This is a genomic window from Bradyrhizobium pachyrhizi (assembly GCF_029714545.1).
Lineage (GTDB): Bacteria > Pseudomonadota > Alphaproteobacteria > Rhizobiales > Xanthobacteraceae > Bradyrhizobium > Bradyrhizobium pachyrhizi.
In genome coordinates this window covers 6,408,105-6,431,740 of sequence record NZ_CP121667.1, presented here as the reverse complement: position 1 = coordinate 6,431,740, position 23,636 = coordinate 6,408,105, and the positions used below count along the sequence as shown (strand labels likewise).

The 23,636-nt window shown below is 64.6% G+C and carries 21 protein-coding genes; 17 read left to right on the top strand and 4 right to left on the bottom strand.

The genetic code is table 11. The features are described from left to right. Positions 1–8: 8 nt before the first annotated feature. From QA639_RS30595 to QA639_RS30585, 3 genes are all read left to right on the top strand, one after another. Complete coding sequence (locus QA639_RS30595; RefSeq protein ID WP_028336964.1) at positions 9–791, top strand: SDR family NAD(P)-dependent oxidoreductase; 783 nt, start codon at positions 9–11, stop codon at positions 789–791. Between the two features lie 30 nt (positions 792–821). Then, positions 822–1,589 carry a crotonase/enoyl-CoA hydratase family protein gene (locus QA639_RS30590; RefSeq protein WP_028336963.1) on the top strand — a complete coding sequence of 256 codons (768 nt, stop codon included), beginning with the start codon at positions 822–824 and terminating at the stop codon, positions 1,587–1,589. 122 nt (positions 1,590–1,711) lie between these two features. Further along, on the top strand, positions 1,712–2,872 hold the full coding sequence (locus QA639_RS30585; RefSeq protein WP_028336962.1) for an acyl-CoA dehydrogenase family protein: 1,161 nt from the start codon (positions 1,712–1,714) through the stop codon (positions 2,870–2,872). Positions 2,873–2,909: 37 nt separating this feature from the next. On the opposite strand, the gene QA639_RS30580 is transcribed toward QA639_RS30585, so the two are convergent. Next, entirely contained in the window at positions 2,910–3,587 is a 678-nt protein-coding gene (locus tag QA639_RS30580) for a GntR family transcriptional regulator (RefSeq protein WP_018272919.1), read from the bottom strand. Positions 3,588–3,730: 143 nt separating this feature from the next. Here QA639_RS30580 and QA639_RS30575 point away from each other — a divergent pair, with 143 nt between their 5' ends. From QA639_RS30575 to QA639_RS30565, 3 genes are all read left to right on the top strand, one after another. Further along, entirely contained in the window at positions 3,731–7,132 is a 3,402-nt protein-coding gene (locus tag QA639_RS30575) for a molybdopterin-dependent oxidoreductase (protein WP_283087940.1), read from the top strand. A gap of 53 nt (positions 7,133–7,185) precedes the next feature. Next, a complete protein-coding gene (locus QA639_RS30570; protein ID WP_051376306.1) occupies positions 7,186–8,640 on the top strand; it encodes a short-chain fatty acid transporter in 1,455 nt (484 codons plus the stop codon). Positions 8,641–9,000: 360 nt separating this feature from the next. After that, positions 9,001–9,222, top strand: coding sequence for a hypothetical protein (locus QA639_RS30565; RefSeq protein WP_028336959.1), 222 nt, complete (start codon positions 9,001–9,003; stop codon positions 9,220–9,222). A 9-nt stretch (positions 9,223–9,231) separates the two neighbouring features. On the opposite strand, the gene QA639_RS30560 is transcribed toward QA639_RS30565, so the two are convergent. From QA639_RS30560 to QA639_RS30550, 3 genes are all read right to left on the bottom strand, one after another. Further along, on the bottom strand, positions 9,232–9,957 hold the full coding sequence (locus tag QA639_RS30560) for a formyltransferase family protein (protein ID WP_283090648.1): 726 nt from the start codon (positions 9,955–9,957) through the stop codon (positions 9,232–9,234). 37 nt (positions 9,958–9,994) lie between these two features. Next, positions 9,995–11,353, bottom strand: coding sequence for a hypothetical protein (locus tag QA639_RS30555; RefSeq protein ID WP_283087939.1), 1,359 nt, complete (start codon positions 11,351–11,353; stop codon positions 9,995–9,997). Between the two features lie 105 nt (positions 11,354–11,458). Beyond that, positions 11,459–13,414 carry a hypothetical protein gene (locus QA639_RS30550; protein WP_283087938.1) on the bottom strand — a complete coding sequence of 652 codons (1,956 nt, stop codon included), beginning with the start codon at positions 13,412–13,414 and terminating at the stop codon, positions 11,459–11,461. Between QA639_RS30550 and QA639_RS30545 the strand changes: the two genes are divergently transcribed. The 11 genes from QA639_RS30545 (at position 13,398) to flgK (ending at position 23,622) form a co-directional block, all read left to right on the top strand. Next, positions 13,398–13,682: a hypothetical protein gene (locus QA639_RS30545; protein WP_283087937.1), complete on the top strand. Its 285-nt coding sequence runs from the start codon at positions 13,398–13,400 to the stop codon at positions 13,680–13,682. The genes QA639_RS30550 and QA639_RS30545 overlap by 17 nt on opposite strands. 742 nt (positions 13,683–14,424) lie before the next feature. Next, complete coding sequence (locus QA639_RS30540; RefSeq protein ID WP_157345283.1) at positions 14,425–15,126, top strand: RNA polymerase sigma factor; 702 nt, start codon at positions 14,425–14,427, stop codon at positions 15,124–15,126. A gap of 140 nt (positions 15,127–15,266) precedes the next feature. Beyond that, on the top strand, positions 15,267–16,091 hold the full coding sequence (locus tag QA639_RS30535; protein WP_028336954.1) for a flagellin: 825 nt from the start codon (positions 15,267–15,269) through the stop codon (positions 16,089–16,091). A 63-nt stretch (positions 16,092–16,154) separates the two neighbouring features. Next, complete coding sequence (gene fliD / locus QA639_RS30530) at positions 16,155–17,852, top strand: flagellar filament capping protein FliD (RefSeq protein ID WP_283087936.1); 1,698 nt, start codon at positions 16,155–16,157, stop codon at positions 17,850–17,852. Further along, positions 17,852–18,295 carry a flagellar export chaperone FliS gene (locus QA639_RS30525; protein ID WP_016844632.1) on the top strand — a complete coding sequence of 148 codons (444 nt, stop codon included), beginning with the start codon at positions 17,852–17,854 and terminating at the stop codon, positions 18,293–18,295. The genes fliD and QA639_RS30525 overlap by 1 nt, the downstream gene beginning before the upstream one ends. Before the next feature lie 103 nt (positions 18,296–18,398). Next, on the top strand, positions 18,399–18,905 hold the full coding sequence (locus QA639_RS41985; protein WP_428841079.1) for a hypothetical protein: 507 nt from the start codon (positions 18,399–18,401) through the stop codon (positions 18,903–18,905). Positions 18,906–19,142: 237 nt separating this feature from the next. After that, positions 19,143–19,802 (top strand): flagellar hook assembly protein FlgD, encoded by a 660-nt coding sequence (locus QA639_RS30515; protein WP_028336951.1) that lies wholly within the window; start codon positions 19,143–19,145, stop codon positions 19,800–19,802. A gap of 19 nt (positions 19,803–19,821) precedes the next feature. Further along, a complete protein-coding gene (flgE, locus tag QA639_RS30510; RefSeq protein ID WP_157345278.1) occupies positions 19,822–21,093 on the top strand; it encodes a flagellar hook protein FlgE in 1,272 nt (423 codons plus the stop codon). Further along, positions 21,090–21,344 carry a hypothetical protein gene (locus QA639_RS30505; RefSeq protein WP_028336949.1) on the top strand — a complete coding sequence of 85 codons (255 nt, stop codon included), beginning with the start codon at positions 21,090–21,092 and terminating at the stop codon, positions 21,342–21,344. Before flgE ends, QA639_RS30505 begins: the two co-directional genes overlap by 4 nt. 19 nt (positions 21,345–21,363) lie before the next feature. Further along, positions 21,364–21,819, top strand: a complete 456-nt coding sequence (locus QA639_RS30500; RefSeq protein WP_028336948.1) for a hypothetical protein — start codon at positions 21,364–21,366, stop codon at positions 21,817–21,819. 27 nt (positions 21,820–21,846) lie between these two features. Beyond that, complete coding sequence (gene flgK, locus QA639_RS30495) at positions 21,847–23,622, top strand: flagellar hook-associated protein FlgK (RefSeq protein ID WP_283087935.1); 1,776 nt, start codon at positions 21,847–21,849, stop codon at positions 23,620–23,622. The last annotated feature ends 14 nt before the right edge of the window (positions 23,623–23,636 follow it).

Here is a 23,636-nt window from a genome sequence, read left to right as displayed (position 1 = left end):
ATATTGCCATGAAACTCGATTCATCGGTCGCTGCCGTCGTCACCGGCGGCGCTTCCGGTCTGGGTGCTGCCACCTCGCGCGCGCTGGCTGCGCAAGGCGTGAAAGTCGCGATCTTCGACTTCAACGAAGAGAAAGGTGAGGCCATCGCCAAGGAAATCGGCGGTGTGTTCTGCAAGGTCGATGTCACCTCGGACGAGCAGGTCGATGCGGGCTTCGCCAAGGCCCGCGCTGCGCATGGCCAGGAGCGCATCCTGGTGAACTGCGCCGGCACCGGCAACGCGGTGAAGACCGCCGGCCGCGACAAGAAGACCGGCGAGCCCACCCACTTCCCGATCGACGCCTTCAACCGCATCATCCAGATCAACCTCGTCGGCACCTTCCGTTGCATCGCCAAGTCGGCGCAGGGCATGCTGTCGCTGGCTCCGCTGGAGCACGGCGAGCGCGGTGCGGTCGTCAACACAGCGTCGGTCGCGGCCGAGGATGGCCAGATGGGGCAGGCGGCTTATTCTGCCTCGAAGGCCGGCGTGGTCGGCATGACCCTGCCGATCGCGCGCGACCTGATGGCCGAAGGCATCCGCGTTAACACCATCCTGCCGGGCATCTTCAACACCCCGCTGCTGCAGGGCGCCCCGGAGAACGTCAAGGCCGCGCTCAGCGCGTCGGTGCCGTTCCCGAAGCGTCTCGGCATGCCCGAGGAATATGCGCATTTGGCGCTGACCATGATCACCAATGGCTACTTCAACGGTGAAGACGTCCGTCTCGACGGCGCCATCCGCATGGCCCCGCGCTAGGCAATTGCGCACGGCAACAGGAGACCAACGATGTCCGAAGAAACCCCGGTCCTCACTGAAGTCCGTGGACCTATCCTGATCATCACCCTGAACCGGCCGGAAGCGAAGAACGCGGCCAACCTCGCCCTCTCCAAGGGTGTGGCCGCGGCGATCGACCGGCTCGACGCCGACGATTCCCTGAGCGTCGGCATCATCACCGGCGCCGGCGGCACATTCTGCTCGGGCATGGACCTCAAGGGGTTCCTGAAGGGCGAGCGGCCGTCGATCCCCGGCCGCGGCTTCGCCGGCCTCACCGAGGCGCCACCGAAGAAGCCGCTGATCGCGGCTGTCGACGGCTATGCGCTCGCCGGCGGGATGGAGATCGCGCTGTCGTGCGACATGATCGTCGCCAACCGCAACGCCAAGTTCGGCATCCCCGAGGTGAAGCGCGGGCTGGCCGCCGCGGCCGGCGGGCTGATCCGCATGCCGCGCCAGATGCCGTTCCGTGTGGCGATGGAGTTCGCATTGACGGGCGAGTTCTTCGGCGCCGAACGCGCCTATCAACTCGGCATCATCAATCGCGTGACCGACGGCCCGGCGCTCGACGCCGCGCTTGAGCTCGCGGCAGCGATCGGTGCCAACGGCCCGCTCGCCGTCAAGGCATCCAAGCAGGTGATCGTCGAATCACGGCTCTGGCCGGAAGATGAGATGTGGAAGAGGCAGCAGGAGATCGTCGGTCCTGTCTTCGTATCCGAGGATGCCCGCGAGGGCGCGGCTGCCTTTGCGGAAAAACGCGCGCCGAATTGGAAGGGCAAGTAGGGCATCGCCTGTTTCGATGACGGAGCGTCGGTTTTGATTGCAGCAGAACCGGCGCTCTAAACTTTTTACCGATGCTTCGCCGCGCGCCGGCGGGGTTCCATGAGAGCGCTATTGGGTGATTGATGCGCAGCTTTACCGAAGACCAGGTCATTTTCCGCGACTCCTACCGCAAGTTCCTCGCCAGCGAGATCACGCCTCACATGGAGGAGTGGCGGGAAGCCGGCATCGTCGACCGCAGCGCGTTCAAGAAGGCCGGTGACCTCGGCTTCCTGATGATCTGGCCCGAGGAAAAATACGGCGGAATGGGCGACGAGGATTTCCGCTATGAGCAGATCATCATCGAGGAGACCGCGCGCTCGGGCTGCAAGGGCTGGTTCAACACGCTGCACAGCCGCTTGGTCGGTTCTTACTTCAAACGCTTCGGCACCGAGGAGCAGCGCGACCGGTTCCTGCCCAAATGCGTCAGCGGCGAGACCATCCTGGCCATCGCGATGACCGAGCCCGGCGCGGGCTCGGACCTCGCCGGCATGCGGACGACGGCGGAAGACAAGGGCGATCATTTCCTGCTCAATGGCTCGAAGACCTATATTTCCAACGGCATCAATTCCGACGTGGTGATCGTCGCGGCCAAGCTCGCGGGCGCCGAGAAGAAGCATGCCATGGTGCTCCTGATCGTCGAGCGCGGCATGGAAGGTTTTGAGCGCGGCCGCAATCTCAAGAAGATGGGCATGCCGGCGCAGGACACTGCCGAACTCTTCTTCAACAATGTGAAGGTGCCCAAGGCCAATGTGCTGGGAGAACCCGGCAGGGGCTTTTACTATCTCATGGAAGGCCTTGCCGAGGAGCGGCTGATCTCCGCGGTCGGATCGATCGCCAATGGCCGCAAGGCGTTCGACATCACGCGCACTTACGTGATGGACCGCAAATTGTTCGGCCGGCCGCTCGCCGAACAGCAGAACACCCAGTTCCGCATGGCGGAGATGGATGCCGAAATTGATCTCGTGCAGGTCTATGTCGATCACTGCGTGGCCGAGCACAATGCCGGACGCCTGACCAGCAACATGGGCGCCAAGGCCAAGATGATGTCGTCGGAGGTCGAGTGGAAGATGCTCGATCTTGGCGTCCAGTTGCACGGCGGCGCAGGTTACATGGATGAATATCCGATCAGCCGCATGTTTACCGACGCGCGCGTCAATCGAATACTGGCAGGAAGCTCCGAGGTGATGCGGCTGATCATCGGCCGCGATGTCTTCTCGGAGCACTACAAGAGCATTCTGGACTAGCCGGTCATCACGACCGGCTATCTGCCTCCGCTCCGCATCAGCCGCGGGCCTGCCGCAGGGGCTCGCGCGCATGCTCTTTCGAGCGCAGCAATGCATCGACGAAGATCGGCTCCCAGGAGCGGATGTGCGTGCGGAGCAGGGCGGTCAGCGCCTCGGTCTCGCCGGCGAGCGCGAGCTCGATCAACCGGTAATGTTCGGGCACTGACGCTTGCTGCCGCTCGTGGCCCGCGCGGGAGCTGATGCCGTAGAGCCGCATCTTGTCGCGCAGGCCCATCACCGTGTCGGTCAGCAGGTCATTGCCGGCGGCCGCGATGAACTCGCGATGATAGTTGCGGTCGGCTTCCAGATAGAGCTGGACGTCGTCGGTCTCGACGGCCTTGGCGATCTGGTCGGCCCAGCCGCGCACGACTGCCAGATCCTTTGGCGGATTGGCGGCGACCAGCACGGCGGCGTGCAGCTCGAGCACTTCGCGCATGTCGAACAGGTTGCGCAACTCGGTCAGCGTCGGCTCGACCACCTTGAAGCCGCGGTTGCGCATCGGCTCGACCAGGCCGCCGCGGCTGAGCTCGAGCAGCGCCTCGCGCACTGGCGTCGAGGAGACGCCGAGGCTCGCCGCGAGACTCGGCACCGAATACATCGTGCCCGGAAGGCTTTGCCCGGAAATGATCTCGGCCCGCACCCGCTGCAGCACCTGTTCTCGCAAATTCTGGTCCATGGGTGGTCGTGGCCGCCTCTCGTTGGGAACTCCGATTCGTCCCTGATTATTACTTAGCCTTGACGCGGCTGGTAGCGTATGACGTAAATGTGTAACGCATTACAAAAATGCGTCACATGGGGCGATCGGAAAGTGAGACGGCGGTGAAACAGCGGCTACCCGGCTATTGCACGCTTTGTCGCTCGCGCTGCGGTGCCGTCACCGTGGTCGAGGACGGGCGTCTTGTCGGTGTAGAGGTATTGAATAACCACCCGACCGGCGGCGCGCTTTGCGCTAAGGGCAGAGCGGCGCCGGAAATCGTCGCCAGCCCGCGCCGGCTGACCGTTCCGCTCAAGCGGACCCGGCCGCGCGGTGCCGCCGATCCGGGTTGGATCGAGGTGTCGTGGGACGAGGCGTTGACCGAGATCGCCGCTCGGCTCGGTACGATCCGCGCCGAGAGCGGCGCCGAAGCGGTGGCGTTCGGCGTCACCACGCCGAGCGGCACGCCGATGGTCGACAGTTTCGAGTGGGTCGAGCGCTTCATCCGCGGCTTCGGCAGCCCGAACCTGATCTATGCGGTCGAGATCTGCGGCTGGCACAAGGACTATGCGCACGCGCTGACCTTCGGCCGCGGCATCGGCTTTCCCGATTACGACAATGCGGATGCGATTATCCTGTGGGGCCACAATCCGGCGCGCACCTGGCTCGCGCAGGCAACGCGGATCGCCGATGCGCGGCGTCGCGGCGCCAAGGTCGTGGTGGTCGATCCCAAGCCGAACGGCTCGGGGCAGCAGGCCGATCTGTGGCTGCGCATTCGTCCGGGCGCCGACGGTGCGCTCGCGATGGGGGCGATCCGTCACCTCATCGCAACCGGCAGCTTCGATGCGGATTTCGTCAGCGCATGGACCAATGGATCGCTGCTGGTCGATCGTGCGACGGGACGCTTCCTGCGCGCCGACGCGTTGTGGCCGGATGGCGCGCAGGAGGCCTTCGTTCGTCTCGATGCGTCGGGCGCGCCCGTGCCTTGCGACACGCGTTACGCGCCGGAAAGCCCTGGCCAGCTGCGTGGCACGCTGCAGGTCCGCACACGCGACGGCCAGATGATAGCGACGGCAACCGCGTTCGAACTGCTCGTCGAGCGAGCCGCGCCTTACACGCCGGGGCGCGTCGCGGAGCTGACCTGGCTTCCTGTCGAGGACGTCGATGCATTCAACACGCTGCTCGCTCGCCGGCCGCGGCTCGCCTATCATTCCTGGACCGGCGTCGGCCAGCACACCAACGCGACTGCGATCGAGCGCACGATCGCAACCTTGTATGCGCTGACCGGCGCTTGCGATCGGCTCGGTGGCAATCGCTGGCCGGTGCCGCCGCCGACCCGTGCCCTCAACGACTACAACATCCTGTCACCGGAGCAGCAGGCAAAGGCGCTGGGCATTGCTGAGCTGCCGCTCGGCCCGCCGGCCAAGGGCTGGATCACGGCGCGCGACTTCAGCCGCGCCGTGCTCGACGGCGAGCCCTACCGGGTGCGCGCGCTGGTCGCCTTCGGCACCAACTTCGTCGTCTCGCAGGGCCACTCCGAGCGCAACCGCGCCGCGCTGAACGCGCTGGAATTCCAGGTTCATATCGACATGTTCATGAACCCGACCGCGGAGAGCGCCGATTTCGTGCTGCCGGCCAGCACGCCGTGGGAGCGCGATGCGCTCAAGATCGGATTCGAGATCACGCAGGAAGCTGTCGAGACGGTGCAGTTTCGCCCGCGCATGGTCGAGCCGGTCGGTGAGGTGAAGGCCGATTACGAGATCGCCGCCGCGCTCGCGCTCAAGCTCGGGATGGGCGACTTGTTCTTCGGCGGCGACATCATGGCCGGCTGGAACTACCAGCTGGCGCCACTCGGCATCGGTGTCGAGGATCTGCGCGACCATCCGGAAGGCCGCCGCTTCCCGCAGATATTCCGCGACGAAAAATACGCCGTGGCGCGCGAGGACCGAACGGTTGCCGGATTCGCAACGCCGACACGCCGCGTCGAGCTTTATTCCGAGCTGATGCTAGGACACGGGTATGATCCCTTGCCCGACCACGTCGAGCCGGTCGGCAGCCCGCTCGCGGCAGCGCCGGACGCACGCTTTCCGCTCGCGCTTTCCACCGCCAAGAGCGGCTGGTTCGTTCACTCCTCTTATCGGCACGTCGCCTCGCTGCGGCGCAAGTCGCCCGATCCGGCCGTCGAGATCAGTCCTCAGCTCGCCGCGCGGCGCGGCCTTGCCGAAGACGACTGGGCCGTGGTGGAGACGCATGGCGGCACCGTGCGCCTGAAGGTGCGCCTCAATGCGGCGCTCGACGATCGCGTCGTCGTCGCCGAATTCGGCTGGTGGGAAGACTGTCCGCCGCTCGGCCGCGAGCGTTCCGCGACGGAAGGCATCCACACTCGCAACATCAATGCCGTGCTGCATGACGATGCGCGCGATCCGGTCAGCGGCTCCGTCCCGCTGCGCGCGATCGTCTGCGACATCAGGCGCGACGGCGTTGCCAGTCGCGGCCTGTGGAGCGGTCAGCGGCGGTTCACGGTCGGCGCGCGTCGCGCCGAGGCAGCTAATGTCATCGCGCTCAACCTGCTGCCGCTTGACGGCGGTCCGCTGCCCGACTTCCTGCCAGGCCAGCACGTGATGGTCTCGCTGCCCGGCGCAACGGAGGCGCGGGCCTATTCGCTGACCGGATCGGGTGATCTGCCGCATGCACTGTCGATTGCGGTGAAGGGACGCTTCTTCAATGAGGCACCGAGCGGCGACGCGCCGTTCTTCATGCCGGATCGTCTGCATCGCCTGGCCCTCGGCGACGAGGTCGTGCTGGAGCCGCCGGGCGGCATCTTTACGCCGCCATTGAAGGGGCCGCGGCCGCTGATCTTCCTCGCCGCCAGCATCGGCATCACGCCGTTCATCAGCCATCTTGAAACACTGCAACGGATCGCCCCACAAGATCGCGTTGGCGAAATCCTGCTGCTCCACGGCTGCCGCAGCAGCGCGGAGCATCCGTTTGCCGAGCGGCTTGGGGAGTTGGAAGCCGGTATTCCGGGGCTGAAGCGTGTGACGTTCTATTCCGCGCCGTTCGCGCAGGACCCGATTGACTCGCATTCGTTGCGCAAGGGAAGGGTTGATCTCGGACAGGTCAAACCGCTGTTGGCGCGCCGGCCGCTGGTCTACATCTGCGGCTCGCCGGACTTCGTCGCGGCGCAGATCGAGGCTGCGGTGGTGCTCGGTATGCCGCGCTTCGACATTTTTGCCGAGAGCTTCGTGTCGCCGCCGTCGGTGCCGAGCGATCTTGCGCCGCGGACCGTCCGGCTTGCGGGCAGCAGGCAGAGTTTTTCCTGGCGGCCGGAGCAGGGGACGCTGCTTGATGCGGCCGGTGCGGCGGGCGTCGCGCTGCCGAGCGGCTGCCGTGTCGGGCAATGCGAAAGCTGCGCGGTTCAGGTCGTCGACGGCGAGTTCACCCATCTCGGCCCTGTCGATGGCAGCGAGGGACAGTGCTTCGCCTGCCAGGCCGTGCCGCTGACCGATCTCACGCTCGCGCTTTGATGACCAACCACAATTGAAGGCTGTAACCGCGTTACCGGAAGGGGATCAGATTGATGACGAATGCAACACACGATCAAACCGTGAGCTTACGAAAACCTGTCGCGGACAACATCATCGCGCGCTTTTCGCAAGCCTTGGTGGCGTTTGCGGAGCGCTGGTTTCCGGATGCCTACGTCTTCGTCCTGATCGCGGTGATTGCGGTCGCAATCGGCGCGATCCTGCATGGCGGTTCGCCGCTCGCCGTCAGCCGCGCCTTTGGCGACGGGTTCTGGAACCTGATTCCCTTCACGATGCAGATGGCGCTGGTCGCGATCGGCGGCTATGTCGTGGCGATGTCGCCGCCGGTGGCGTCCGTGCTGGCGCGGCTCGCCAGCGTGCCGAAGACCGGGCGCGGCGCCGTGGTTTTTGTCGGCGTGCTCAGCATCTTCCTGTCGCTGCTGAACTGGGGCCTGAGCCTGATCTTCTCCGGCCTTCTGGTGCGGGAGATCGCACGGCGCACCGACATCAGGCTCGACTACCGGGCGGCCGGCGCCGCAGGCTATCTCGGGCTCGGCTGCGGCTTCACCCTCGGTATCACCTCCTCGGCCGCGCAGCTGCAGGCGAATGCCGGCAGCATTCCGGCATCGCTCCTGCCGATCACCGGCGTGATCGGTTTCTCGGAAACCATCCTGACCTGGCAGAATATGGTCACCGTCGTGATGGTGACCGTGGTCTCTGCTGCGATCTGCTATTTCACGACGCCGGCGCCCGAGCAGGCGAAGACGGCGGAAGACCTCGGCGTTGCGCTCGGCGATGATCGCATCGAGGCCAGGAAGCCGGCGCGTCCGGGCGACTGGCTGGAGTTCAGCCCGCTGCTGACGATCCTGATCGCGCTCCTTGCCGCCGGCTGGTTGTGGCAGACGTTCCAGTCGGGCAATCCGTTGATCACGCTGTCGGGCCTCAACACCTATAATTTCGTCTTCCTCATTCTCGGCATCGTGCTGCACTGGCGTCCGCGCAGCCTCATCGAGTCGTTCTCAAAGGCGATGCCGAGTGTCTCCGGCGTGCTGTTGCAGTTTCCGTTCTACGCCGGCATTGCGCAGATTTTGACCAAGGTCCCGAACAGCAGCGGCACCACGCTGTCGGACACGATCGCACACTGGTTCGTCGGCGCCTCCAGCAATTCCACCGTGTTCTCGTTCCTGGTCGGAATCTATTCGGCGCTGCTCGGCTTCTTCGTGCCGTCGGCCGGCGGAAAGTGGATCATCGAGGCGCCCTACATCATGAAGGCGGCCAACGACATCGGCGCGCATCTCGGTTGGACGGTGATGGTCTACAACATCGCCGAGACGCTACCGAACTTCATCAACCCGTTCTGGATGTTGCCGCTGCTCGGCATCCTCGGCCTGAAGTCGAAGGATCTGATCGGCTACACCTCGGTGCAGTTCTTCATCCATTTCCCGATCGTGATGCTGCTGGCCGCGATCCTGATGGCGACCTTCGCCTATCACCCGCCGATCCTGCCCTGAGCGACCATGGCCGGGCATCGGGATGCACGGTACCCGGCCAATTCAGCGCTCCACGACCGTCACCACCAAAACTGTGCTGTTTTCTCGCTGGCCGCGAATGAGGCGTCGCGCCGGGCTCTTATCTTTGGTCAGCCATTTCATTGACCGCCGCGCGGTTCGGCCGGATATTGATGCGCGATATCCGTGTTGTCCAAGGTCACCGCAATGAGACACGACCACTGCAGCTTGATGTGCGACATGCGAAGCCGCATGCAGCATCGCTGCGTCTCGGCGGCGACCGGCGTCTGTTGTTGATCGCTTCAGTAAATCAAAGCACCCGACAATCAGATAGGAGCGCCGTAGTCCGGCGATCGAACACGCATGTCCCAAGCCCAAACCTCTCAAGCCTATGTCATCGAAGTATCGGATCGCACTGCCGGTATCGTCGTCAGCGACAACCGCGGCTTCTGCTTCTTCTCCTCTGACCGCGCCTTTGACGGCCTCGACGGTGGCTATTTCGGCTCCGCGCGCGCCGCGGAGCGCGCGGTGAGGGCGCACTTGCAGCGGCACCGCGAGGTCCGGGGCCGTGCGACGCGCGGTTGAGGCCGTTGCTCAGGAGGCCGCGGCGAGCGGCGGCGAGACCACCTGTGGCGCCTCGGGCGGCTGCGTGGCAGTCGTCGAGAGCTGGAAGCGGATGCCGTGCAACGAGCAGGTCAGCGGGATGCCGCGGAAATCGTCATGGAAGGCGCGGATCCGGCGCGCCAGTTCGCCGGCGCTGATGCCGGCGGGAAGCTCGCACATCTCGCGGTACATCTGTCGGGTGCTCTTGATTCCGCACCAGGCGATCTCCAATTCCGCCAGCGGCGTGGGATCGCAGGCGAGATCGCGCGACATCCGCCAGAACAGATGGGCAAGCCGCACATAGGCGATCTGTTCGAGCCCGCGCACGCTGATCTTGTCGGGAATGATGAAGGACTCGACCCCGACGATCCGGCCGGAATCGACGCGCGCGGCCATCACATGGGCCGTCGCGCCGAAGGTGCGGGCACCGTCATAGAGCGCGAAATGCGCCGGGGCCCAGCCGGGATATTGCGGCGGGCCGGGGTGGAAATTGTAGGCGCCATGGCCGAGCGTCGCCAGAATGTGCTCCGGCACGATGACGCTGGTGGTGAAGGCCAGCAGCCGGGCCTCGCGCAAGACCTCCGGCTCGATCGCCGCGAGCTCCTCGGCGGTCACCGCGCAGCGGAATGACAGCGCCGGATTGTGCGCCTTCAACAGTTCGGTGAGCGCGAACTGCTGATTGGCGACGCCGGTAAGAAGGATGATTGTCTTCATGATGTCGATGTCCTTCCCTGGCTCTGTCTTCCCGGCGTCATCAGCCGTGCTGCCCAGCCATCACGACGACGCTGCCGGCATCGCCGGATTGGCCCACGGTGCGGAACAGGTCGGCCGGCAGCGTCTGCCACGGCGCGATCTCGATGATGCGGTTGTTCGCGCTTTTCGCGGCCGATTTCGCCGCGCGGATATCGTCCTGCCAGGGGCAGAGTGCGAGCTCGAGCCGGCCGAACCCGCCGCAATCGGCTGCGAACGCGCCGGTGACCGCCTCGATGCTGGCAGCCATTTCGCGTGCGTCGCTGGTCGCGATATCGCGCATGATCACTGTGATCGCATCATGCGAGGCCGCCTGCGACCGGATCACGATCATGGCGTCACGGCCGCTGCTGCGGCTGGCGCGCCGCGCGGCCCGCATCGCGACGCCGAATTCGGCGTCCGGTCCAAGATCGCTGTTGTCGGTGGGCAGGTTGTGAACGACCGTGGTGTGGCGGGGCGTGCCGGCGTCTTCGGCCGGAGCGTGGTATGAGCGCGGCAGCCAGACGGTGTCGAGCGCCATCTGCGACGATGTCAGGCTCCAGGCCTGGTCGAGCAAATAGCCTTCCCAGACCGCGGGATAGGCACTCGCGATGTGATGCCAGTTGCGCAGCACCGCTTCGGCGGCGGGCGAACGGCCGAGATAGAGGGTGCGCGCCGACATTTCCCACCGGTTCCATTTGTGGAGCGCGATGTCGCAATCAAGGTATGACGGCAGCAGTGGCGGCTCGCTGAGGACTGCGTCGGCCTCGATGAAAAGCAGCGGCTCGTGGTGCTGTTGCCACATCCGCAGCATGAAGCCGGATTTCTCGGCTGCGCGCATCTGCGCGCCGTCTGCGGTGTCGATCGGAGCGATATCGCAAGCGATCCGGAATTCGGCCAGCTTGTCGCGGAGGGCGCGGGCATGATCGTCGCCGCACGCGCGAGGGTAGCAGGAGACCACTCGCAGCGATGCCTCGGACCTCGAGCCTTGCTCGGGCGCGATCGGGCGCCAATTGAGGCCGCCCCACCACATCTCATGCGGGCCATCGAAGCTCGGCCCGATCGTTCCGAAGTCGGTCAGCTTGGATTTCAGGAAGTCGAAGGCGGGATTCTCGCCGAAGGGGACGACGACCGCGCAGTCGGCGCGAAGCGACCGGTAAAGCATCTCGGCGGCGGGGCCGCTCGGCGGCTTGACGAGGATGATGACGCCATGGTCCCTCGCCGGCACCGAGCCGGCCTGATGGACGATCGCGGGTCCGAGCCGCTCCGACAGCCAGGCGAGCCGCCGGCGCTGCGCAGCACTCATCCGGATGCCGTTCGCCGCCAGCAAGTGGTCGAAGTTCGTCTGCAAGCCGTCCGCTTGCGCCGTGTCAGCCGAAATCATGCCCGCACTACCCCTCGTTAACCTTCTACGTGCGGGGCGGCCAGATCAGGCGGACAAATCAGCTGTCGTTGCTCGTTGCCGACATCCCTTTGGCGTTGCGCCAGGTCAGCGTGGCCGAGGGGCCCCGTTGCCGTCGCGGTCCACGACCGCAAGGATGCGGTCATGGTCGAAGGCGGTCAGCGCGACCGTGTAGATGGCGACGTCGTCTTCGAAGCCGTCGACAAGGATGAGCAGCATGCCGTCGTCACTGCTAGCGCGGAAGTGACGGCCGCGCCGTTCGAGGCCGGCATCAATGAACCGTCCCTCGGCGATCGCTGTCACGTTCGAACTCTCGGCGGCTTTCGCGGCGCTCTCGCCGTATTGGACCGTGATGCCGTGGAGCATCCCGTCGCGGGTGAGCTTGGCGAGCGGCAGTGCGATGGTCGCGATCGCCATCCGGCGCGACAGCGGGATCCGCAGGCGGAGGTCGCCGAGCCCGGTATGATAGACGCTGATCGCCTCCAGCGACGCCTGGCCGTTCCGATCGAACAGACCGACCTGCAGCGTCCCGCACAGCGCTTCGCCGAACACATTCGCGGGCAGGCAATTGGCGCCGAACAGCGTGTAGAGATAGGCATGCGACGGCGACAGGGCGGCAAAGCTGCCCGCCAGCCACATCGGGGGCGCCGGAGCCGTGCAGGCGGTCATGAGGCCGCGGGCGATGATGCTATGATTGACGAAGTCGGCATCGAGCAATGGCGCCAGCGCCTGGGTGCCGAGATTGACGTCATGCTTGATGCCGCCGAGCAGCGCGAGCTCATCATCGTCCGGCAACAGCAGGAGGCGTCCGAGCACGGCGGCCGTCCAGCGCGCCGCGACCGCGAGGTCGGCATCGGGCTGCAATCCGTAGCGTGGTGCCAGCTCGCGGGCGCGCGAAACATAGGCCAGCGTCCCGGATTGCACCTCGGTCGCCAGCGCCAGCTGGGCGGCCGGGCGCTGATCGCCCTCGCGCAACACGTCGCCGTCGCGATAATCCCGCGCCGATCCTTCCGTAGAACAGCACAGCTGCTCCAGCAAAGCGACGTTGCGGATCAGCATGCGCTTGACGTGCGGCGTGACGACGCGATCCGAGATCAGGCCCTCCGCGGTGTCGTCATCGGCGATGTCGTCGAAGGCATCGTCAAGCGTCAGCAGATAGGCGCCGTGCAGGCGGATGCGGATGCCCTCGCGATCGAAAATTCGCCGCAGCGATTTCTGCACGCTTGCGGAATAGCCGAGGTCGGCCAGGATCAGATCGGTGCAGCCGTCGAAATCCCGGATATGCGCGCGAAGATAGGTCAGCAAACGGCCACGGACGCCGGCAGCGATATCGGTGATTTCGCGCGGCTCCATCAAATCGGGCAGGGCGTCGGCGAGTTCGCGGCCGCTCGCAATGCCGTCGGGAGACTGCGCGAAGAACTTCATCACGGCGGGCGGCCGCACCTTGACGATGTCGACAAAGGTCGCCGCGTCGATCCTGACGACCCGGCGTAGCAGTTCACACAGTGGTTCGAGCGTATCGGCGGACCCGACCAGGCTGACGCGACGATTGATCTCGATATAGGCGCCGGTCTCGCCGTGGTTTGCCTGCCAGACCCGATACGGCAGCAGGCCGTCGCGGCCGAGGAATCCGACCGCAACGCGCGCGCCCTCGCGAGCAAGCGCGGTGCGCCGCGCGGCAATGAATGCATCGAACGCCGCCATCACGGGGCCGAGCACGGTCACGCCGAGATCGAAAACGGGAGAATGCTCCTCGCTCTTCGCCGTCACCGCACGCCGCAGCGTGCGGGCGCCGCAATCGAGCCGCGACGGCTGATTGGGGCACAGCAATTCGAAGATCGATGTCTCGCGTTGAAACTTGGAGGCCAATGCCGCGCCGGCCTGCGGGTAGTAGCGCGGACGGATGCCGTGACGGCGCGCCCTTGATATCGGCGGCGTGGTTGTCGCCGACATGGAACGAGCTTGCCGCATCGATGCCTTGCTCGGCGAGATAGGTCTTAAACAACGCCTCGCTCTTGCTGCTGCCGTGATCGCAGGACGCATAGAGGAAATCCCAGCTCAGCCCGGGACTGCAGCAACGCAGCAGCTGCGCGAGCTGGTCGGTGCTCCAGTAGGTGTCGGAAATGAAGCCGACGCGAAAGCCGCCGCGCTTCATGTCCAGATATTGCTCGAGCATTTCGGGATTGGCGCGGCACAGTTCGAGTTCGGTCTCGAACTCGAGCTGTGCAAGATCCTGCAACGTATCGCGGCTCAGGCCGAACAGCCTGAACGGAAAGTAGTTGTAGATGTCGGCGATGCGCACTTCAGTTGAGCCGCACCGCTCCTGCGATACTTTGCGCGCCCGCGCTTCCGCCTGGATTCGATGCTGAACGAAACTGGCGGACATGTTCGGAAATTTTCCAGCAATGCAGGAACGCTGAAAAACCCTTTCAAATACGCCATCCGGCGTCGTGCAGGCGCGCAGCAGAAATGTATCGAAAACATCGAATGAACATGCAGAAACATTCTGCGCTCGACGCGTCGCGTCGACCGTCATGATCGTCATGCGCAAAATTCCCGCCAGTCCTCAAGCGTTGAACGCGCGCGTGAGACAAATCAGGCGCGACAGTTCAAAAAAGTTGACGCGGGATTCGAAAACGCGCGCTTCGCGACTGACAGATTCAAAAAATCCGATAACGTCGAAACAGTGATTCGGAAAAAATTGCCTAGTCGCAATCGTCGAATGCAAGATGGCGACCAACGGCGATGAATCACTCGCATGCTCCGCGCATGCAGGTGTTCGCGTGGCGTTAGTTGGTGTGACAACAGCGTTTTCCGACGCGACGATCTCTCCCGCGGAAATGCGAGGCGATGCTGAACGACTGCTCCAAACTCCGTCGAACTTTTCCCTGCGCCTCCGCGCAGCGGCAGCTTTTGCCGGGCGGTCGGCAAAAACATCCAGCTAAGCATTTGAAAAATAACGAAAAAAGTTCGCCTGGTTTGCAGGACCTCTCCGTTCAACGCTCAGAAGCCGCATGGAATGTGTGCCAGCGGCGTTGGTTGGAGAGCGGCGGATGAGTTACGCGCTTGATATGAGGGCACCGGCCGAAGTGGAGGCCACGCCGGCCGCGGTTGCGCCGACCGAAGCGGCTGCTCCGTGGAGCAACGTCCCCACCGTTGCCGATGCGGGCCCGCTCGACACCGTCGAGATCCACGACGAAGACAAGGAGTTGCTCGACCGCCTCGCCGCCGGCGACGAGACGGCGTTTCGTGCTCTGGTCGAACGTCATGTCGATCGCGCCTACGCGATCGCACTGCGCATCGTCGGCAACGCCGCCGACGCCGAGGACGTGGTGCAGGATACGATGCTGAAGGTGTGGACGCATCGCGGCCGTTGGCAGCATGGCCGCGCCAAGTTCTCGACCTGGCTCTATCGCGTCGTCAGCAACCGCTGCATCGATCTGCGCCGTAAGCCGCGCACCGAGAATGTCGATGTCGTGCCCGAGGTCGCCGACACCCAGCTCGATGCCTCCGCTGTGATCGAGCGCAACGAGATCGGCAATCTGCTGGAGGTCGCGATGCAGCGGCTGCCCGAGCAGCAGCGCGTCGCGGTGATACTCTCCTACCATGAGAACATGAGCAACGGCGAGATCGCCGAGGTCATGGACACGACCGTGGCCGCGGTGGAGTCGCTGTTGAAGCGAGGACGGCAGCAGCTGCGCGAGATGCTGAAGCGGCACGAGCGCGACCTGCGCGGCGCGTTTACCGACTGCTAACCATAAATTCCGGCTTCTGAAGATTTTGCGCCTGACCACCGGCGGCCGACCCGTTTGATCGGGCGGACGGGGGCTGGATCCGCGTCACCTCTCTTCTTCACGATGCGGCATGCCATGCCCCATCAGCACAGGAGCTACTCATGCCGGCAATCTCCACCAACACCGCCGCGAACTCCGCGGTCCGCTACCTCAACATCAACTCGCAGCAGGAAACCAGCGCGCTGTCGAAGCTGTCGAGCGGCTCGCGCATCACCTCCGCCTCTGACGACGCGGCGGGCCTTGCGATCTCGACCCGCATCTCCTCCGACATCACGACGCTGCAGCAGGCCGCCACCAACGCGGCGCAGGCGACATCGATCCTGCAGACCGCCGACGGCGGCGCCTCCAACATCTCGGACATCCTGGCCCGCATGAAGTCGCTGGCTTCCGAGTCCGCCTCGGGCACCGTGGCCGATTCCAGTCGCGCCTACATCAACTCGGAATTCACGCAGCTCAAGGGCGAAATCGACTCGATCGCCAGCGGCACCCGCTACAGCAGCCAGAGCTTGCTCGATGGTTCGAGCGTGTTCTCCTCGGGCGTCTCGGTGTTGGTCGGTTCGACCTCGGCCGACACCATCACGATCACGTTGACGAGCCTCACGGCCTCGTCGCTGTCTGTGACGTCGCTCGACGTGTCCAGCCTGTCGAGTGCCACCAGCGCGATGACGGCTCTCGACACCGCGATCGACAAGGTTTCGTCCGCACGCGCCGAGATCGGTGCTCAGGAATCCCGCTTCAACTTCAGCGCTGACTCGATCTCGACCCAGACCCAGAACCTGCAATCGGCCAACTCGGCGATCAAGGACGTCGATATCGCCTCCGAGCAGGCGACGCTGTCTTCGGCCGAAGTGAAGACCCAGGCCGCGGTCTCGGCTGAAACCGCGGCGAACCAGATGCCGCAGTACCTGCTGAAGCTGCTCGGCTAATTCGAAAGATCGATCGGGCCGGCATGATGCCGGCCCGATTCCTATCGCGGCGGAAGTGTCGACATGACGGTTAGCAGCGCCACCTCGAGCACATCAGGCACGACGTCGACCAGTTCTGCCAGCACGGTGACAACGACCGGCACGACCAATTCGACCAGCATCGACTGGGATGCCCTGATCGAGGCCGAAGTCAACGCCAAGCTCGCAGCGGCGACCTCGATCACCACGACGATCACCGCGAACCAGGCCAAGATCACGGCCTATCAATCGCTGCAGACCGAGCTTTCGACGCTGGCGACCGGGTTGTCGTCGCTCAGCACCTCAATCATCAATTCGATTGCCACCAACGCGTTCGCCACGCGCGCGGCGACGATCTCGTCCACCGGTGACGTCAGCGCCTCGTCGGCGCTCAACATGAGCGTCAACAGCGGCTCGGCGACCGGCGATCACACGCTCCAGATCACCCAGCTCGCGACCGCGCAGAAGGTGATCGGCTCCTCGCAGTCGGGCAGCTCGACCGCGCTGGGCCTCTCCGGCACTTTCTCGCTCGGCCTGTCCGGCGGCACCAGCACGGCGATCTCGATCACCAGCGGCATGTCGATGCAGGATATCGTCGACACCATCAACGCCCAGACCTTGACCACCAGCGTCCAAGCCTCCATCGTCCAGGTGTCGAGCGGGTCCTACGAGATGGTGCTGACGGGGACACAGGACGCCGCTGACATCACCTATTCGTCGACGTCGGGCGACGACATCCTGAACAAGCTCGGCGTAACCGACACGTCCGGAGCGTTCACCGACGTGCTGCAGAAGTCGCAGTCCGCGGAATTCACCCTCGACGGCATCGCGCTCACGCGCAACACCAACGACATCTCCGACGTCCTGTCCGGCGTCACGTTCGACCTGCTGCAGCCGACGCCGAGCGGCACCAGCCTCAACATCAGCATCGAGACCGACACCAGCCAGATCACGTCAGCGCTGCAGACCTTCGTCACCAACTACAACGCATTTCGCGACCAGGTGATCGCGCAGTCGACGCAGAATTCCGACGGCACGGCCGCGTCAAGCGCGGTGCTGTTCGGCGACAGCACGATGCGCGATATCATGACCCAGCTGCAGCAGGTGCTCAGCGGGACGGTCGGCGGCATGACGATGGCCGATCTCGGCCTGTCCTTCAATGAGAACAACGAGCTCCTGCTCGTTACCGGCACGCTGTCGACGGTGCTGACGCAAAATCTCGCCGGCGTCACTCAGCTGCTGTCGGCGCAGACCACCACTTCGTCCAGCCAGCTCAGCGTGGTCAACACCGGCACATCGCCGCAATCCTTCACGCTCGACCTCACGGTGGACTCCACCGGTACGCTGACCGGAGCCTCGGTCGGCGGCGACAGCTCCGGCTTTTCGGTGGTCGGCAACACCATCATCGGCAATTCGGGCACGATCTATGCCGGCATGGCCTTCACCTATACGGGCTCGACCTCGCAGTCGATCACGGTGACATCGTCGTCGGGTTTGGCGACGCAGCTCTACCAGCTCGCGCACACCAGTTCCGGCACCAGCGGTCAGCTGCAGACGCTGATCACCAACCTGCAGTCGCGCGACACCGACCTGCAGTCCCAGGTCAGCGACATTCAGAGCAATGCGGCGACGTTCAAGGCTCAGCTGCAGGTTCAGTACGCCAATTACCAGGCGGCCATCGAAAGCGCGAACAACACGCTGGGCTACCTGAAAGCACTCCTAGACGCATCATCGAGTAACTAATGACCCAGAACGCGACCGCCTACCACGCCAACAATGCCTATCGATCCGCCGCGGTGGCGGTGCCGCCGCTGAAGGCGGTCGTGATGCTGTGCGACGGCGCGATCACGCTGTTGCAGAAGGCGCTGGAAGCGCACGAGGCGAAGCGCTTCGAGGAAGGGCACATCTATCTGACGCGGGCGACCGCGATCCTGCGCGGGCTGAGCCACAATCTCGACTTCACCCGTGGCGGCGCGATGGCCGATCGTCTCTACCGCACCTATAACGCCCTGATCATGGCGTGCCTGCGCTCCTATGGCCGGCCGCAGGCCAGGGAGAATTTTCGGCGCATCATCGCGAGCCTGGCGGAACTGCGCGACGCCTGGAAGTTCGTCGAGGCGACCGCCGGCAAAGCCGCCAAGGCTAGGGCACTCGACAAGACGCTCGAATCAGCCGCCGGCCGCTGAGCCCGGAGAGACCAGCGAATCACCCGGCGAGGGCGGTTAGCCGGCGCAGCAAGGGGCCTGGGCCGGCGCCCTGGTTGGGGAAAATAGCCGCCCGGCGAGCACCATGCTGGACCTGATGCGACAGCGGCGGAAATTGATTTCCGCCGTCCCGCGAATGCTTTATGACAGCCTTGGCGACGAGGCTGGATCTGCGCGCGCGATGGACGTTGCGACATTCGAAGACCTGATCGACCGGCTGGGGGAGGATCTGTCCCGCTGGCCCGACGATCAACGTCTTGGCGCCGCCCAGCTCCTGGCATCCTCGGCCGAGGCGCGGACGCTCTTTGAGGAGGCGAGCGCGGTACGCCGCGCGCTCGCGGCGCCGCCGGTTCGCGCACCCAAGGGTCTTGCCGACCGCATCGTGACCGCGGCGGCGAACTTGCCCCAGAAGCCCGCTTCGGGGCCTGCCTCGGCTGACGATCAGCCGAACGATGCCCAAGCACCGGACCAATCCGCACAGCAAGGCAAGGTGCTGCCTGCGCTGCTGCTGGCCCTCTGCCTGTTGCCCGCATTGACGCCGCCGGCATTGATGCTCGGTGAGGCGGATCTGCCGATCAGCCTTTCGCTCTAAAACGCTCCGCATTGCCGTTGCGGCTCCGCGCGTGCTTTCGCGGCGAGATGCTTGCGCACGCCTGCGAGCTACGAACCCGCCACGGACACGGCAATTTCTGCCGATTCATCAAGTGATTCCGGGTGGATGAATCCGCGCCTGAAATCGGCGCGCCATCCGTTTTATCTACGAACGACATCACGACCCCAATGTTCCACCGCGTTCCGTCGCGCATTCCGCGGCGAAGAGAGCCTTGTCATGACCGTTTCCTCGGCAACCTCTGCTGCAACCTCTACCACGTCGAGCGCGTCGTCGAGTGCGTCGATGGGGATGAGCTCGACCGATTTCCTCAACCTGCTCGTCAGCGAGCTGCAAAACCAGGATCCGCTGAACGCCACCAGCACGACCGACTTCATCAACCAGCTCACCTCCTACGCCAACTTCACCGAGCAGCAGTCGACCAACGCCAGCATGACGTCGCTGGCGAGCTCGTTCTCGAGCCTCGTGACGCTCAACTCGGTCAACTATATCGGCCACACCGTCGAGGCGAAGACGAACACGGCGGAGCTGACCAACGGCTCGGCGACGTTCGGCTACTCGCTAACCTCGGCCGCGTCCAACGTCGCGATCACGATCCAGGACTCCTCGGGCAACACGGTGTGGAGCGGCAAGGGGACCGGAACCGCCGGCTCCAACACCTTCACCTGGAACGGTCAGACCTCCGACGGCACCCAGCTCAAGGACGGCGGCCAGTACTCGATTCAGGTGACTGCGACCGACTCCGCCGGAAACTCGCTGCTTAGCTACACCACGATGACGGGAACGGTGACCGGCATCGATGCCTCCGGCTCGACGCCCTCGCTGCTCGTGAACGGCGTCCCCGTCAGCGCCGCCAACATTATCGGCGTCACGTCCTGATTGCTTCCGGAGTAATATCATGAGTCTCACTGGTGCTCTTTCCTCGGCGATCTCGGCGCTCAATGCGCAGAGCCAGTCGCTGGCGATGATTTCTGACAACATTTCCAACGCCGACACCACGGGCTACAAGACCACGTCGGCGATGTTCCAGGATCTGGTGACCGCGTCAAACAGCGCCACCTCATACACGTCCGGCGGCGTCACGGTGTCGGGCCGCGCCAACATCACCCAGCAGGGCTTGCTGTCCGCGACCACCAACGCCACCGACGTCGCGATCCAGGGCAGCGGCTTCTTCGTCACCACCAACGCGACGTCCGGCGGCACCACCTCCTATACGCGCAACGGCGCGTTCACCACCGACAATCTGGGCTACCTCGTCAACAACGGCAATTACCTCGAGGGCTGGCGTACCGACGCCGACGGCAACATCATCGGCAATGCCTCCGCCGCGAGCCTTGGTCCGATCAATACGCAGGTGGCTTCCACCAGCGGCAGCGCCACCACCAAGACCACGATCGCTGCGAACCTGCCGGCCGATGCCGCCGTCGGTGCGACCTTCAATAGCTCGATGACAGTCTACGATTCGCTTGGCACGGCGAGCACGATCCAGATCGATTGGGAAAAGACTGGTGACAACACCTGGAAGGCCAGCTTCGAGCAGCCCAAGCTCGCATCGGACTCCACGACGGCCAGTGCCGGCGCGATCACCGATACGGTAGCGATCACCTTCAATAGCGATGGTTCACTCAAATCGACGGTGCCGAGCCCGCCGACCATCTCGGTGACCGGTTGGACAGATGGCGCGGCCGACAGCTCCATTACGCTCAATCTCGGTACGGCTGGCAAGACCGATGGCCTCACGCAGTATTCGTCAGGCGAGACCACGCCGGCCGTCGACCTTACGAGCATCACGTCGGACGGTCTGCCCTATGGCAAGCTGAGCAGCATTTCGATCGGCAAGGGCGGCGTGGTCGACGCGACCTACTCCAACGGGCAGACGATCGCAATCTACAAGATCGCGGTCGCGACCTTCAGCGACCCCAACGGATTGAGCGCGGCCAGCGACGGCATGTACTCCGCGACGGCAGCGTCCGGCAACGCCACGCTGCAGACGTCGGGCAGCAACGGCGCTGGTACGATCTACGGCAGCGAACTGGAATCGAGCACCACCGACACCAGCGGTCAGTTCTCCAACATGATCTCGGCGCAGCAGGCCTATTCGGCGGCATCGCAGGTGATCACCACCGTCGATAAGATGTTCGATACGCTGATCTCGGCGGTGTCGCGATGATGACCGAGAAGTGGAATGACCGCTTGCTGGTCAAGCTTCAGCGGCTGCAGGCGAAGGCCGCCTCGGTCCGGCCGGACGACCGGGCGCAGCTCCGTGCGTTGCTCGACGATGTCGGAACGTTGCGGGACCAGCTGATGCGCGAATGCGCGCGGCTCGACCAGGAACTCAACCGGGCCGCGGTCCGGGTTACGGCAATCACCGCGTATGGACGCAGCGCACAATCGGTTCGCGCCCTGCGTCGCGGACACTAGCTTGAACGGGAGCGATGACATGACACCGGAACGCAACATCAAGATCATTCCCGCGGGCAATGACGAGCGCGCAAGGTCGTTGATCGCGCTGATCGACAATCTGATCGCGATCGTGAACGAGGAGAATGTCGAGCTCGCCAAGGGCTTGCCGGCCTCGCGGCTGAAGCAGGTCGACGAGAAGCACCGACTTGCCACCCTGTTCGAGCAATGTGTGGCGGAGGCGGTCGGCAAGACGGCAAATCTCAACGTCCAGGATCGCGTGCTGCGCGAGCAGCTGATGGATCGGATCCTGAAGCTGCGCATGGCGATGGATGAGAACGTGATGCGGCTGCGTGCGGCGATCGATGCCAGCAATCGCAGGATCGAGGCAATCATGCAGGCGATCCGCGAGCAGATCGCCAACGTGTCGCCTTATGGCGCCGGCGGCCGTCGCGTCACGCCGGCGATGTCCTATGGCACCAATGTGCGGGCCTGATCGGGCCGGCGCCGGAGGGAGTAGGCCGTGTCCTCGCTCGATATTGCACGAAGCATCGCATTCAGCGGGCTGTCGGCCACGCAGGTGCAGATCAGCGTAGCCTCGGCCAATATTTCCAATGCCGACACCAAGAGCTATACCGCGAAGACCGCCAATCAGAGCAGCAGCGTCACTTCCGGTGTCGGTACCGGCGTCACGATCACGGGGATCAGCAGCGCGGTCGACAAGCTGCTCCTGAAGTCGCTGGTCGGGGCCGATTCCGATCTCGGCGCCGCCGACACCACCAACAGCTTTCTGACCGAGCTCCAGCAGCTCTATGGCAGCACATCGAGCTCGGACAGCTCCACGACGGGAACCTCGCTGGCCAACACGATCGCGGCGTTTGAGTCGGCGTTGTCGTCGCTGGCGAGCACGCCGAGCAGCGCGTCGCTGCAATCGAACGCCGTCAGCGCGCTTGCGGCGGTGACGACGCAGCTGCAACAGACCTCGAGCGGCATCCAGACGCTGCGCTCCAATGCCGACCAGGACATCGCGTCGTCGGTTACCGACATCAACTCCGACCTGCAGCAGATCTCCGACCTCAACAAGCAGATCAAGCAGCAGGCGGCGGCCGGACAATCGACGGCTGATCTGGAGGACCAGCGCAACAGCGCGCTGCAGGATCTCGCGTCGATGATGAATGTGAGCTATTTCACCACGTCGACCGGCGATCTGCAGGTCTATACCGGATCGGGACAGGCGCTGGTCGATAGCACGGCGCATCCGCTGAGCTATACGGCGCTGCCCAGCGTCACGGCGTCGACGACTTACAGCGCGGGATCGTTAAGCGGTTTCAGCGGCATCACCGTCAACGGCGTCGACATCACCTCGCAGATCTCCTCGGGCAAGGTCAGCGCGCTGATCACGCTGCGCGACCAGACGCTGCCGGCGGCGCAGTCGCAGCTCGATGAGCTTGCCAGGCAGCTTTCCGCAAGCGTCAATGCGGTGTCGAACCAGGGCACGTCGGTGCCGCCGCCGGCGAGCCTGACCGGGACCGGCACCGTGAGCAGCACGACGCCGCTGTCGGCGACCGGCACGGTGCGCATCGCGGTTGCGGACAAGAGCGGGAACCTCGTGTCCTACCAGGACCTCGATCTGTCGTCCTACGCTACGGTCGGTGATCTCGCCACCGCGATCAACGGTATCTTGGGGCTGTCAGCCTCGATCGATGCCAATGGACATTTGACGATCGCGGCGAGCGGATCGGGCAACGGCGTCGCCATCAACGAGATGACGAGCGCGGTCGGCAGTTCGGGCGAAGGCTTTTCGGATTACTTCGGGTTCAACGACCTGATCACCGGGACCGGCGCGTCCGACATCGCCGTGCGCAGCGACATTCTGAACGGCACGGCGGGGCTGCCAACGGCGACGCTCGATGCGTCATCCACTCTGACCGTCGGAACTTCGGTGCTGTCGCCGGGCTCGGCGAGGGTGGTGAACGCGCTCTCGAGCGCGCTGACGGGGGCGACCAATTTCGGTATGGCGGGCGGTCTTGGCGCGACCACCGGCTCTTTCACGGACTACGCGGCCGCCATCGTCGCCAACGTCGCCGGCAAGGCGACCCAGGCGTCGGCGGCCTACACCGCCAAGCAAACCGCGCAGTCGACTTATGCGAATTCGCTGTCGTCGCAGTCCGGCGTCAACATTGACGAGGAATCCGCAAATCTGAGTGCGTTGCAGAACAAATACGCCGCCGCGTCCCAGATCATTACCGCGATCAACGCCATGTTCTCGGCGCTGATGACCGCGATGAGTGCCAGCTGAGCCCGAGGCCGTCG